This is a genomic window from Paenibacillus cremeus, from assembly GCF_007786445.1.
In the GTDB taxonomy this organism is placed as follows: Bacteria; Bacillota; Bacilli; order Paenibacillales; family NBRC-103111; genus Paenibacillus_G; species Paenibacillus_G cremeus.
In genome coordinates this window covers 14,800-28,301 of sequence record NZ_VNJI01000035.1, presented here as the reverse complement: position 1 = coordinate 28,301, position 13,502 = coordinate 14,800, and the positions used below count along the sequence as shown (strand labels likewise).

11 protein-coding genes are annotated in these 13,502 nt (G+C 48.9%); 1 reads left to right on the top strand and 10 read right to left on the bottom strand.

What is annotated here, in order from left to right; all coding sequences use genetic code 11:
- The first annotated feature begins 116 nt into the window (after window positions 1-116).
- Complete coding sequence (locus FPZ49_RS23190) at window positions 117-2,771, top strand: hypothetical protein (RefSeq protein WP_144851533.1); 2,655 nt, start codon at window positions 117-119, stop codon at window positions 2,769-2,771.
- 457 nt (window positions 2,772-3,228) lie between these two features.
- Here FPZ49_RS23190 and FPZ49_RS23185 read toward each other — a convergent pair whose 3' ends face one another.
- The 10 genes from FPZ49_RS23185 to FPZ49_RS23140 all read right to left on the bottom strand — a co-directional run bounded on the left by FPZ49_RS23185 (window position 3,229) and on the right by FPZ49_RS23140 (window position 13,384).
- A complete protein-coding gene (locus FPZ49_RS23185; protein WP_144851532.1) occupies window positions 3,229-4,464 on the bottom strand; it encodes an MFS transporter in 1,236 nt (411 codons plus the stop codon).
- A 105-nt stretch (window positions 4,465-4,569) separates the two neighbouring features.
- Entirely contained in the window at window positions 4,570-5,469 is a 900-nt protein-coding gene (locus FPZ49_RS23180) for a response regulator (RefSeq protein ID WP_186446027.1), read from the bottom strand.
- On the bottom strand, window positions 5,447-6,766 hold the full coding sequence (locus tag FPZ49_RS23175) for a sensor histidine kinase (protein WP_261381558.1): 1,320 nt from the start codon (window positions 6,764-6,766) through the stop codon (window positions 5,447-5,449). The genes FPZ49_RS23180 and FPZ49_RS23175 overlap by 23 nt, the downstream gene beginning before the upstream one ends.
- Window positions 6,767-6,898: 132 nt before the next feature.
- Window positions 6,899-7,549: an amino acid ABC transporter permease gene (locus FPZ49_RS23170; protein WP_144851527.1), complete on the bottom strand. Its 651-nt coding sequence runs from the start codon at window positions 7,547-7,549 to the stop codon at window positions 6,899-6,901.
- 47 nt (window positions 7,550-7,596) lie between these two features.
- Window positions 7,597-8,250, bottom strand: a complete 654-nt coding sequence (locus FPZ49_RS23165; RefSeq protein ID WP_144851525.1) for an amino acid ABC transporter permease — start codon at window positions 8,248-8,250, stop codon at window positions 7,597-7,599.
- A gap of 104 nt (window positions 8,251-8,354) precedes the next feature.
- Complete coding sequence (locus tag FPZ49_RS23160; protein ID WP_144851523.1) at window positions 8,355-9,209, bottom strand: transporter substrate-binding domain-containing protein; 855 nt, start codon at window positions 9,207-9,209, stop codon at window positions 8,355-8,357.
- Window positions 9,210-9,247: 38 nt separating this feature from the next.
- Complete coding sequence (locus FPZ49_RS23155) at window positions 9,248-9,976, bottom strand: amino acid ABC transporter ATP-binding protein (RefSeq protein WP_144851521.1); 729 nt, start codon at window positions 9,974-9,976, stop codon at window positions 9,248-9,250.
- Window positions 9,977-10,219: 243 nt separating this feature from the next.
- Window positions 10,220-11,596 (bottom strand): ABC transporter substrate-binding protein, encoded by a 1,377-nt coding sequence (locus tag FPZ49_RS23150; RefSeq protein WP_144851519.1) that lies wholly within the window; start codon window positions 11,594-11,596, stop codon window positions 10,220-10,222.
- Window positions 11,597-11,669: 73 nt separating this feature from the next.
- Entirely contained in the window at window positions 11,670-12,494 is an 825-nt protein-coding gene (locus FPZ49_RS23145; protein WP_144851517.1) for a carbohydrate ABC transporter permease, read from the bottom strand.
- A complete protein-coding gene (locus tag FPZ49_RS23140) occupies window positions 12,491-13,384 on the bottom strand; it encodes a carbohydrate ABC transporter permease (RefSeq protein ID WP_391563855.1) in 894 nt (297 codons plus the stop codon). Before FPZ49_RS23140 ends, FPZ49_RS23145 begins: the two co-directional genes overlap by 4 nt.
- Window positions 13,385-13,502 lie beyond the last annotated feature (118 nt).

Sequence of the window (13,502 nt, the reverse complement as noted above, 5' to 3'; positions counted from 1 at the left end):
CCTGAGTAAAGGGCAGAGACCATCTCTGCCCTTTCTTCCCAAACGGGACACGCCATTTACGGGCTAATCCATGCCTTCAAGTCTACATGTCAATTCATGCTAAAGGAGAGATTCACTTGTCAACTGAAGCTTCTCATTCATCTGTAACGCCGCAGGTTATTTTGGCGCTTGACCCACACGACGCATTTGCCTCCTCCCAGGCTGTCCTTTGGGCGCAGCAAAGGTTGGTAGAGACGCTGCAGAAGCACGGTATTTCCGCAGCCCAATTGGAGCGGCCCGTCGAGCCCTGCGGTGCAGCCGTTCAAATCGTGATCTGCGCAGCAAGCTCAATGCTTGCCTCTTCTGCGCTGAACGCCGCAGGGCTTAGCGTGCCTGAAGCCGCCGAATCGTTTGTTATCGCAGCAGCAGGCAACCGTCTGGTGCTAACGGCTTCTGACGAGCGCGGTATGGTCTACGCTGTGCTGGAGCTGGCCGACCGTGTGCAGCACGGCTCCGACATTATCGCCGAGCTGCTCGCTACGACCTCGTTCGCCGACCAGCCGGCCAATCAAATCCGTAGCGTGACACGTACCTTCTCCTGTGAGCCAGAGGACAAGGATTGGTATTACGACAAAGGGTTCTGGGATGAATATTTGACTGAGCTCATCTCCCAGCGGTTCAACCGATTTTCGCTAGCGCTTGGTATGGGATATGATTACGGCCACGATTTGAACGTGCGCGACAACTATTTCTGCTTTAGCTATCCGTTCCTGTTCCATGTGCCGGGCTATGAAGTGAAAGTTACTGAGCTCCCTGAAGAGGAGAGACAGCGGAACTACGACATGCTTCAATATATTGCTGCAGAATCCAAGCGCAGAGGGCTTCACTTCCAGCTGGGACTATGGAACCATGCTTATGCATATACCGAAAGCCCGAATATGAACTACAATATCGAAGGAATCGATGCCAGCAATCATACTGCATACTGCCGTGATGCGGTTGCGTTCTTGTTGAAGGAATTTCCGCTCATCGACGGACTTACCTTCCGCATGCATTATGAGGGCGGGATCCCTGAGCCGAATCACAAGTTTTGGAGTGTTGTTTTGGGAGGTACCTCAAATATCGGCCGTACTGTCGAAATTGATATGCATGCCAAAGGCCTTAATGACGAGCTGATGAAGGCTGCGTTAGCTACCGGCCAGCCTATATATATATCCCCCAAATATTGGGCTGAGCATATGGGTCCTCCCTACCACCAGGCGGCAATCCGCGAGCAAGAGTATGCGCCAACGCAGAACAAAACGATGTCAATGCAGTCGATTACTGCGCATTCCCGCAGATTTACGCGTTACGGCTATGCCGATTATTTGCAGGATGATCGTGAAATCGGCATAATTTTCCGCATTTGGCCGGGAACGCAAAAACTGCTACTGTGGGGCGATCCTGCGATCGCCGCTGGCTACGGCCGTTACTCCCACTTTAGCAATACACAGGGCGTGGATTGGTGCGAGCCGATGACGTTCAAGGGCCGCAAGAGCTCCGGCTCCGTCGGAGGGCGCGAGCCATACCTGGATGAGTCGCTGCAGCTGCCGAACCGCGATTGGTTCAAGCATAGATATGCGTACCGTCTATGGGGCCGGCTGCTGTATAACCCAGATGCCGAATCTGCCTCCTGGCAGCGTTATTTGCGGACAGAGTTTGGCAATGCTGCCTCAGCATATGAACAGGCTCTTGCCCACGCAAGCCGGATTTTGCCGTACTTCACTGCCGCACATCTTCCATCCGCAGCCAATGCGGTATACTGGGCAGAAATGTCCACCAACATGCCGATTGTGAAAGCCGCACCGACGCCGTTTGACTTCGATACGCCGGAGCCGGGGACATTTGGGGCGGTGAGTCCGCTGGATACCGCATTATTTTACCGTATCGACGACTTTGCCGACGATATAGTGCAAGGCTTTCGCCAAGGCAAATATTCACCAATCGAGGTCGCTGAGCGTCTTGAGCAGTTCGCCGGTAATGCGGAGCGGTATTTGAACGAGGCGATCGAAGCAGTAGACGATAAGGAAACGACAGCTTTCCGCCAATTCTCGATCGATGTGACGATGCTTATTGACATGGGTCGCTTCTACGCTGACAAGCTTCGCGCAGGCCTAGCCTATGCACTCTACGAGCGGACGAGCGACACGTCTCTGCTGGATCAGGCTGTTGAGCTGTACCGCTCTGCAATCGGTCAATGGAGGCATGTTGTCGAGGTGTCGAAGGACGTGTATAAAGAGGATATCGCGTTCGGCTTCACTCGTGTCATCCGAGGTCATTGGGCCGACCGTCTGCCGGCGATCGAGGAAGATTTCCGATTACTTCAACAGGTAGCACGCGAGGCGCGTAAAGAAGCTAATGTGAGGCCAGTACTTACGGAAAAGAGGGACGCTGCGTCCAAATTCCTGCAAACGAATTCGGCGAATCGCCAATTGGCTTTCAGTCATGACACGCCTGCGCGCATGGTAAAAGGCCAGGCGCTGGATCTGCGTATTTCCGTACCGGACACTCTCCAAGGCTTAACCGTTCGCCTGCACTATCGCCATGCCGACCAAAGCAAGCGTTACGTCATTGTAGAAATGACGGAGGATAACTATGTGTTCTCCGCCAACGTTCCCGGAGACTATACCGATTCACCATTTGATCTGTGCTATTTCTTCGAGCTTCGGGATAATGAAGGGGATGCCTGGAATGTGCCCGGCCTTAACGAGCAAGTATCGAATCAGCCGTATTATACGATTTCTGTCAAATAGGCAGTTTAGAGTATGGATTAAAGATGGGAAGAAAAAGCAGTACCGTATGGAAGCCTTTGGCTCTACTTTTAAACACATCCTGATATTTGTTGTTCGAGCGCAATTGTTTTACAACATCCACAGGAACTCCTGTCTTCAAATATAAAAAGGCTTGGGGAGTCCCCCCGAGCCCTCCACAACAACTACGAACGGTTGCAGAAGAAATTAAGCAGCCTTAGCCCGATGGAAGCTCGAGCTAATGCAGCTTAATCAATTTAATTTATTCCACTGTCTACTTGGCGGGGGGCGCTTCATTTTGGGGTTGGCCTTTATTCGAATACTAACTAACAAACACAATTAATTGTATATTCACGAAATGAACCAATATAATGCCAAAAGTCAAATTTATCTATATAAGTTTGCCCTTACAACCCATTTCCCTACCTTTGATTAAAGCCTTGAAGTGCTTAGATAATCTTTAGATAATCCGATTTGTCTGAACGACCTGTTTTTCCTTCTTCCATTTCAAATAGGCCATAACAGACCAAACAATGCCTAAAATCAAAAGAATAATAGATGATATCCAATAGGTTAGCTTTATTCCAAATATGCTTTCACCCGCATACGCTAAGATGGGGCCGCAAGCAGCACCTACGTCACCTACGATTACGTATACGGTGGCGACGGCTACTCTTACTTTTCCGGCAGCTAAGTCAGAGGCTAAAGCGTCCATAAGGGTAGTTAATGCGGTCGAGATAAATAAAATCACTAGCAAAACACAGAGCCAAGCAGTGAAAGGAAATATTGATAATTGGGTGAGGCCCATAGATATGGAAATAAGGATGAGCCCTAAAGCTAATAACGGATACCGGCCGGATCGTCCATCCGAAAGCTTCCCAACGAAAGGCGATAGTGCTGGGCCAATCGCCCATCTTGTCGCCTGCAAAACGCCTGCAAGTGTTGCGGCGCCTAAAGTGATACCCAGCAAATCAATGGACCTGGGCATGCGCATCTCTATTAGCCGGCTTAAGGTTGAAGTCAAAATACCTTCAAGGCTCATAGCCACTAAAAATACTGAACTCAGCACCCATAGCAAATAAGGATTTCCCAAAAATGTTCCTTTGTCCGCCCTTTTCTTCTCTATGATTATGTCATGCCTGGTATGAGGAACAAACCTCAGCACTAGTGGCGCAGCTAAAAACGCCAAGATGCCGAAAACCGCCGTTACACCTCTTAGCCCGTAAAGGTCGACAAAAAAACCGCCGGATAGCATTCCGACAAGGCTCCCTATCCGGTATAGTCCGTTGTACGTTCCTAAATAATATCCTCTGTTTTCGTCCGTAGATAAATCTAAGATCATAAAATAAGAGCCTAACCGAAGCAGCGACCAGGCCACCCCCCATAAGCCGCGAATTAGGCACCATTCGTAAAAATTTGTTACATGTCCGTACAAAAATGTAGTTGAGCCGGCAATGAACACTGCTAAAAAAACACCCGTACGGGAACTGATTTTCCGGTAAGCCCATCCGATAATGGGGTTTAACGGCAGCCGGACGAATCGATTAATGGATAATAACACCCCTACTTGCACAAATGAGCTTAGACCTGCCTCGCTCCAATGGGTAGGCAGGGCAACATAAAGCATAGAATCGCCAAATAACGATACGGCTGTAATTAGAGCCATAATAATGACCAGTCTACGTTTAGGATCCATGAGCGGGAAAGGCTCCTTTCAAAAATTTAGATGGCCATGTTGCATTTGGTGAAGGTGCACCCCAATTTCGTACAAAAAAAACCGCTTGATCAAAAGCGGCCTTGATTATGCTTCTCTCAACTTATTCAACGTTTCCAAATAAAAAACTTGCAGGAACTTTTTAATGTTGACCTTTCTTTTTTCCAGCGTACGTTCATCATCCATGTCCCTCATCGCCAGTCGGACATCTTGAAAGTCAAAATAGAGCGGAGCGTAGTGCTCGAACTTTGGATTGCTATAATCCGTAAGACCGATATTGGCTAGATTCGTCAAGGCGGCGTAGACCGTCCTTCGAATCCGCTGCTCCACGGCCTTTCCTTCTTTGTCCATATCGCTTCCCACGGGCTTATGCGCTTTGGCCGCCACTTCATACAGCTCCTTGAGCGGCGGGAGCGTCTCCGATTTATGATGGTGGATTAAAAATTCGATAATTTCGGTCATATCCCGGCTTCCACTCTCACTAATAACTCCCATGTCCATCAAGATGTGCTGCATAATTTCGCGAGCGCCTTCCTTCCTGCGGCTAGCAACAGGCTCCGGATGAAGCGAATCCAGCTTGGCAAGCGACTGCTTGATTTCGGATAAGTAGCGGGTGATTTTCCACTGCTCGACCACCTTGCCAAGGACCGCTTCCACCTCGATTCGGTTAATCGGCTTGTGGATGTAAAATTCAATGCCGGCCCGGTAAGCCTTGCCGATCATTTCTTTATTTTCAATCTGCGAAATCATCACAAACTTCCCCTGGAAGCCCTCCTGCTTCAGCTGGAGAATGGTTTCGATGCCATCCTGGTCTGGCATCAGCAGATCGACCAGCACCACATCCGGTGATAGCTCGAGTATGCGTTCCTTTCCCTCCACTCCGCCTCCGGCCATGCCGACCACCTCGCCCAGCTCGCTTTGCTCGATAATCGACTGGAGCATGCGGCGACTTACCGCATCATCGTCAACTATACAGTAAGTCAGCACAAGTCATCTCCCCTTTCTTCAACGCCGCAGTAGGGATAGTTACGACAAAAGTCGTTTCCGTCGCCAGCTCCTCCAGATCTAGGCATATGCTGCCGCCAAAGGATTGGACAATATCGCTTACGTGGGACAGTCCGATCCCCGTTGCCGCGATCCCGTCCTGGTTGAATTTCGTTGTAAACCCCGGCTTAAATACAAGCTCCCGATCCTGCTCCTGAATCCCTGCTCCATTATCCGATACGGAGAATAGCGTATTCGCCTGACGCTCCCAGACACGGATCGTAATTCGGCCCCTCGACTGGACCGCTTCAACGGCATTGGATACGAGATTGTTCAATACCGTCAGCAAAGGAATCGATTGTGTCGTCGAATATCCGGCCGCCTTCTCGAGCGTGAACCCCACGTTCTTGTTCAGCATGGCCGCATATTCCTGATTAGATTTCACGACAAAATCGATAATCTCACCTAGCGCCATCTCCGGAGAGGTTTCCCGGTTCGACAGCTTCAGAAGCCCCGCCAAAATCCGCTGCGAATCTTTCTTCACCTCATGGATCTGCTGCGTAATCTCCAGCATGGACCGGCTAATTTGCTTATCGCCAGCCTGCTGCAACCGTCCATACAGCTCGTAGCTGCTCGCTGTGATTTGCTCGATCGCATTCATCGATTTTCGCAAATAGAACACTTCACCATACAGTCCGCTGCCGACATTCAGCATCTGCTCCATCCGCTTCTGCTGCTCCGCATGGAGAATTCTCATCTGCCGAACCATCATGCTGCTGTACAGCCCAACCGTGAAAAAGCTGCGCACCACGGCAACGATAGCAATCAAGAGCCACTGATCGGACGGGATGGACCCCCAGTGGAAAATCATACTGCGAACGAGCAGCTCTGTCGCATTCGACGCGAAATCGGTTGCCGTGACACATAGACCGACGATAAGCGGATGCATGTCATCCAGCCGATGCTGGATCAAGCGCATACCGATAGCAAACACGATGTAATACAGCATGGCCGAAAAGTGTGTACGGAGGCTTTCCAAGAAGGTAGGATCACTCCCCGCAATCATATCTCCCGTAATCCGAAAAAGCAGCACCGTCACCCCAACCACAATGCCCATCTTCATAATCAGCTGCCGGCGCATGAATAAGATAAACAATAAAAAAGCGCTGCTGCCCAGACCTACGCGAAACATTTGCCCGCTAAACGGAGTGATTTTGAATTCCCCGGCAATCGCCACTGCCAGCGCCACCAGAACGATCTGCAATTCATCGCTTTTGAACCGATTGTGAAGCCATTCCATACGAGCCACCATCCTACTACAAGCTTACGCAAACGAATTTCGAGTTTAGAAGCCTATTATACAACAAAAGAAGCCGGCCCCGCAGTAATCCAAGGCCAGCAACTTGATGAGGTGCTTCAGCGTCCGCTGCTCTCACACCCACTTATTCTCCAATCGGCGAGCCACAAGGGAAAGGGCATAATTGATCGCAAAGTATAGAATCGCCGTTACGGCAAGCACCGGAACAACGAAGCTGTAGCTTTGACCGATGACGATCTTTGCTTGATGCATCAGCTCCGGGAGGGAGATCACAATGGCGAGAGAGGTATCTTTCAGCAAGGAGATGAACTGGCTGACCATCGGCGGCACCATCCGTCGCAGCCCTTGCGGGAGCACGATGTGCCATAAGGTTTGAACATAGCTCAGGCCGGATGACCGTGCGGCTTCAATCTGCCCCTTGTGGATCGAGTTCAGCCCGCTGCGGACGATCTCCGAAATCATGGCCCCCTCGAATACCGTTAAAGCCACGATGGCCGAATACTCCACCCCCAGCTTGATGCCCACCTCCGGTAGCGCAAAGCGCGTGAAAAAAATGAGCAGCAGCAGCGGCAGGTTGCGGATCAGCTCGACAAGGATACCGAGAGCGGGCGACACAACCGGTATTTTCGTATACCGAAGCGTCCCTACTAAACAACCGATGAAAAAACTGAAAATGATGGCAAAGAAAGCAACCCTCAATGTAACCCCGAAGCCTTCCAAAATAAAGCTTAGGTTATGAGGCGATAATGCATTCGTAATATCCATGGCTCCTCCTTGAAGTAAGACTCAGCAAACATGCCTCGTCCGCGTGCTTATCCGTTTTTCGCCAGCCTGCGCTCCAATCGGAACGACATAAAGCTGAGCGGGAGGGTCAGCACCAAATAAAGCAAGGCTACGAAAATGTAAGTATCGAACGTAGCATAGGTTTTGCTGGCTACCGCATCGCCGTAGTACATTAAATCAAACCCGGCAAATACCCCGAGGACGGACGAATTTTTCACCAAATTGATGAACTGGTTGCTTAAAGGCGGAATGACGATTTTGATCGCCTGCGGAAGAATGACATGCCACATGGTCTGCATGTAGTTTAAACCTGAAGCTCTAGCTGCCTCCGTCTGGCCCTTCGGCACAGCCATAATTCCCGCCCGGATGGCCTCAGCTACGAATGAGGCGGTATATACCGTCAAACCGATCGTACCGCATACGAATCCGCTCCAGGTCACCCCGATGGACGGAAGTCCGTAGAAGAAAACGAATACAACCAGCAAAATGGGAATGTTCCGTAAAAATTCTACATAAGCGGTTCCGATCCATTGGAGCGCTTTAACCTTCGTAATGCGCAAGACAGCAATCAATGTACCGAGAACGAAGCTTCCGATGAGGGCAATGGCGCTGGATAATATCGTATTGCCGAAGCCTTTCATATACGTGTCGAAATTGTCGGTAAAAATCGTAATGTCCGGCATCCTGATCCCCCTTATAGCTTAGATACAGAAGATGGGTGGCGGAGGCCACCCATCACTTGAACGTTACAGAAAGTCTAAAAGATTTCGATATACGCTTTTCTTCATTACTTGGTTGGCGCTTTGCCAATCCACTTTTCATAGATCTTGTTGTATTCGCCGCTTGATTGCAGCTGCTTCAGGCCGTCGTTGACCGCAGTGAGGAGTGCGGTTTCGCCTTTCTTGATGGCAATACCGTAGGGCTCATCCGTGAAGGGCGCCTCGTTTACAACCTCATAGTTCGGATCTTGAACAGCCATTCCGTAGAGGATGGCGTTGTCCGTCGTCAGCGTGTCGCCTTGACCAGCTTTCAGCGCGCTGAAGGCGTCCTGGTAGTTATCGAACTCCAGCACCGTCGCATCCGGCGCCTTCTTCTTGATGTTATCCACCGAAGTCGAGCCTTTGACCGCAAGCACCTTCGTGCCCTTTTTCACATCGTTAATGCTCTTGATCGGGCTTCCCTTCTTCACCAGCAGCGATTGCCCGGCCTTAAAGTAAATGTCGGAGAAGTCTACCTGCTTCTTACGCTCTTCGTTGACCGTCATCGTAGCGATAATCATATCGATCTCTTTGTTGTCGAGCATAGGAATCCGCGTCTTGGAAGTGACCTCCTTCAGCTCGATCTTATTCTCATCGCCGACGATTTGCTTTGCAAGCGCCTTGGCGATATCGACGTCAAAGCCCTCCACCTTGCCGCTGGCCGGATCCTTCAGACCGAAAAGCTTCGTATCGTATTTTACGCCGACTACCAGCTTGCCGCGTTTCTTGATGTCGTCAAGCACCGAAGCCGATGCAGCAGGCTTGCTTCCGCCTCCGGCCGATTGAGCACCGCCGTCATTATTTTTCGTTCCACAGCCCGCGAGTACTACTGTAGATAATAAGAAAGGCACAGCAACGTAAGTCATCCATTTTTTCATTTTCATGTTGAATTGATCCCCTTTCGCTTATGAGCTTATTTTTTTTAATGGTTTAGTACCCGATGAAGGAACAGCCGCGCTCTCTCTTCCCTGGGACTCGAGAAGAACTCCTCCGGAGTAGCAACCTCAAGAATCTGACCTTTATCCATAAAAACAACACGGTCCGCCACTTCCCGGGCGAAGCCCATCTCGTGGGTTACGACCACCATGGTCATCCCTTCATGAGCCAGTGCCTTCATGACATCCAGCACTTCGCCGACCATTTCCGGATCCAGAGCCGATGTCGGTTCATCGAACAGCATGATTTGAGGCTTCATCGCAAGCCCTCTGGCAATCGCTACCCGCTGCTGCTGTCCGCCGGACAGATGAGAGGGATAGCTTTCCGCTTTATCGGCGATTCCCACCTTCTCCAAGTAATAATTCGCCGTTTGCTCGGCTTCCTGCTTAGAGATGCCTAAAACCTTCATCGGAGCGAGTGTAATGTTGTCGATGACCTTCTTATGAGGGTATAGGTTAAAATGCTGGAATACCATACCGATATTGCGCCGAAGCTTGTTGATATCAGTCTTCTTGTCGTTTACCGCCACTTCGTTAACGGTCAGCTCTCCGCCGGAGATCGTCTCCAGACGGTTAATACAGCGCAGAAGCGTGCTTTTGCCCGATCCGGAAGGACCGATAATAACGACCACTTCACCCGGGTTTATTTGAAGATCAATCTGCTTCAATACATGAAAATCCCCGTAATGCTTATCCACTTGCTGAAACGAGATCACGGAACCTCCCCCCTTCCTCTGCTATGCGGTTCTTAAGTGTGAGTGTTCCTAACGCTTAGTGTAAATTGTAAACGCTACCTACCGAATCCTATAAAATCCTACACGCTTAAGCTGAATTTTTTTCAGTACGGAGCATTGGTCAGCCCTCTCATCTCTCGCCATTCATATTAAGGATGTCAGTCATCCGGACAATAAATAAAAAAGTACCCTGTTTGTACAGAGTACCTGAAAGCTTATTTCTTTTCACTTTACGGTTTTATTGTATTGTTGAATCTTCGTGGTGATCTCTTTTGCCGCCGCATCCAAGGCATCCTTCGGCGATTTTTTGTTATTGAGTACCTCTTCGATAGCCCCTTCGACGATTTGTCTTGCTTCTGGGAACACACCCATGACGGCGCCTTGGGTTGCCGTGTTCAGCTTGGTTTGATGGAGCTGGTCGATGGCCGTCTGGAACTGAGGGAACTTTTTCAGATTATCCTTTACACTATCCTCATCATATGCCTTTTTGGTGATAGGGAAGTATCCGGTATTGATATGCCAATACGCCTGCTCCTTCGGTGAAGTAAGAAATTTAATAAACTCCCAAGCCGCTTTTTGCTCCTCATTCGGTTTGTTATTCATCATCCACAGGCTGGCTCCGCCAACGACAACGCCGCCCTCTTTCGCGTCCGCCGGCTTCGGAAGAAACCCAGTACCAACCTCAAACTTCCCTGCTGCGCTATCAACAAGCCCTTTCAGTGAAGCTGTGGATTCGAGAATCATGCCCACTTGACCGGCAGAAAATGCTTTTTTGGAATCATCGGTTTTGCGTCCAAGATTGTTAGCAGCCTTGGTATCGATAAGATCCTTCCACCAAGCCAGCGTCTTGACTCCAGCTTCATTATTCACTAACGACTCGGTGGCCTGCGAAGTACGGCCATTTCCGTTATTGACGTAGTCCGAGCCTTGGTTGGCGAAAAACTGCTCAATAAACCATCCATAAATCGCAAAGTTGGCGCCTGTGGCTTTGCCAGTTTTGGTAATCGCATCAGCCGCTGCTTTTAGTTCCTCATATGTCTTTGGAGGCTTTGCAGGATCTAGACCCGCCGCTTTAAATAAATCTTTATTGTAATATAGGATGGGGTTGGAGGTGTTAAAAGGCATGGAATATAGCTTGCCTCCGAACGTATAGTAACCGGCTATATTCGGTTCGAGCTGCGATACATCCCATTTCTCCGAATCAATAAAATTCTGCATAGGAGTGATGGTTTTCGAGTCGATCATGAAGCGGCTGCCAATTTCGTACATTTGGACGATGGAAGGACCGTCGCTTGACCCCATCGAAGTTTTCAGTTTACTGAGCAGATCGTCATATGACCCCTGATAGACGGCTTCTACTTGGATTTTGTTCTGAGAAGCGTTGAAGTCAGATACCATTTGATCTACCACTTTGGTGTTCGATCCGCCCATCGCATGCCAAAAGACGACCTTTTGAGGAGCTGAAGACGAACTCCCCGCAGGCTTGGATGCGGCATCCGCCGGTTTTGAAGCCGTGTCGCCTCCGCCCATATTCACGTTACAGGCGGAAAGCAAAACCATCGTGGTTGCCAAAACAAGTGCCGAAACTTTCTTTTTCCCCATTGCTTATCCCTCTCCTCGTTAAACTTGATGAATATATATGATAGCCTGCAATAGCAGACTAGCCATAACGCGATTATCCTTTTACAGCGCCAGAGGTAATTCCGCGTACCAGTTGTTTTATGCCCAGTGCGAGCATGAGGAAGGAAGGCAGCAGTACGGTAGTCACACCCGCCAAAATTAAATTCCATGACATGACTTCCGCATGCTGCAGCATAGCGACTCCGATTTGCACCGTTCTCATGGAAGGACGATTCGTAATCAAAAGAGGCCACAAATAATGGTTCCAATGCGTTAAGAAAACGTAAATCCCTAAGGTGGACAGTGCTGGTCTAGACAGCGGAAGAACAATCGAGAAAAAGTTTCGAAGGTGCCCGCATCCATCGATTTTTGATGCATCGAACAGCTCGTGGGGCAGCTGCAAAAAAAACTGCCGAAGCAAGAATACCCCGAAGGCACCCGCCATGAAGGGAACGATGAGCCCCTGATAGCTATCCATCCAGCCCCAGCTTTTAATAGTTAAATAATTCGGGATGATCGTAACTTCCCATGGAATCATCATCGTGGCCAGAAAAAGAACAAATAACCCATTCTTCCCTTTAAAATTCATGAATGAAAACGCATATGCCGCCAGACTTGACGTAATAACCTGACTAACCATGATCGCCGTCGATACAATAAAGCTGTTAAGAATAAAACGGACGATTGGAAAGGCCGAGATAGCCTGTGCGAAATTGCCTAAATACAATTGGGAAGGAAACAATGGCGGAGGGAAATTGGCCACTTCTTTTTCCGTCATAAACGAAGAGAAAAGTGAAAATAAAAGTGGGTACAACACTAGCAAAGCCAACATCGTTAGCAGTAAATAGTGCGCGATCCTAGTGAGCGTTCTCGCGATCATTGATAATGCACCTTCTTTTCCAAAACTTTAAACTGAAACAAAGTCAGAGCCAATATGATGACGAAGAGGATCAAGGCTTGCGCGCTCCCCACCCCAAAACGGAAATTGACGAAGGCATCCTGGTAGATGGAATAAACGATGACATTGGTTGTATTCATTGGACCGCCTCTTGTTAAAATGTGAATCTGTCCAAAAGCCTGGAACGCGCCAATGACAGACACAATCAGAGCAAAGAAAATCGTAGGCGTCAGAAGGGGCAACACAATTTGAATAAAGGTCCGCAGCGGACCGGAGCCATCGATTTTAGCGCTTTCATATATCTCCTCCGAGATCCCCTGAAGACCGCTGGATAGTACAATGAAAAGAAATCCCATGTTCATCCATATTGTCATTAAGGAAATGGATACTAGCGCCCACGACGGGCTCGTTAACCAAGGAACAGGACTGATATGAACAAAACTGAGGAAATAATTCAACATACCCGCTGTCGGATGGAACAACAAAAACCAAATAATCGATCCGGTACCTACCGAAATAACGAGCGGAATGGAAAAGATGAACTGAAATATTTTCATAGTACGTAATTTGTTATGAGTGATCGCCGCCAGAAACAGGGCCCAAATAATCGAAGAGGGAACCGTAAGCAAAATGAACAGCAAGCTTACTTTCAAATTCGAATAAAATTGCCCGGAGCTCAGAATATCCGCGAAATTATCCAGCCCTACGAATTCCACAACACGGCCTCGCGGGTCTGTAAGTGTCATGCTTAAGTAAACCGACCTGATCATTGGATAAAAAAGGAAAGTAATAAACAAAATCAAAGAAGGTGCCAAAAATAAATAGGCCAGGATGTTTTCCCCTAACTTCCTCTTCTTAACCGCAACTTTAATATTTGTCCCGCGATTTAAAACGCTTTCATTGGTTTGCAAGCTAGTACTCCCCTCTCTGCAAAAAAATAAAAAGACACATAAAATACTAAGCCAATGTTCTAATTAGCCAGTTTTTATG

Bases quoted from the DNA above. Each gene is read 5' to 3' on its own strand.
- FPZ49_RS23150 (WP_144851519.1), bottom strand. From the start codon at position 11,596: ATGGGGAAAAAGAAAGTTTCGGCACTTGTTTTGGCAACCACGATGGTT.
- FPZ49_RS23170 (WP_144851527.1), bottom strand. From the start codon at position 7,549: ATGGATATTACGAATGCATTATCGCCTCATAACCTAAGCTTTATTTTG.
- FPZ49_RS23160 (WP_144851523.1), bottom strand. From the start codon at position 9,209: ATGAAAATGAAAAAATGGATGACTTACGTTGCTGTGCCTTTCTTATTA.
- FPZ49_RS23145 (WP_144851517.1), bottom strand. From the start codon at position 12,494: ATGATCGCGAGAACGCTCACTAGGATCGCGCACTATTTACTGCTAACG.
- FPZ49_RS23175 (WP_261381558.1), bottom strand. From the start codon at position 6,766: ATGGAATGGCTTCACAATCGGTTCAAAAGCGATGAATTGCAGATCGTT.
- FPZ49_RS23165 (WP_144851525.1), bottom strand. From the start codon at position 8,250: ATGCCGGACATTACGATTTTTACCGACAATTTCGACACGTATATGAAA.
- FPZ49_RS23185 (WP_144851532.1), bottom strand. From the start codon at position 4,464: ATGGATCCTAAACGTAGACTGGTCATTATTATGGCTCTAATTACAGCC.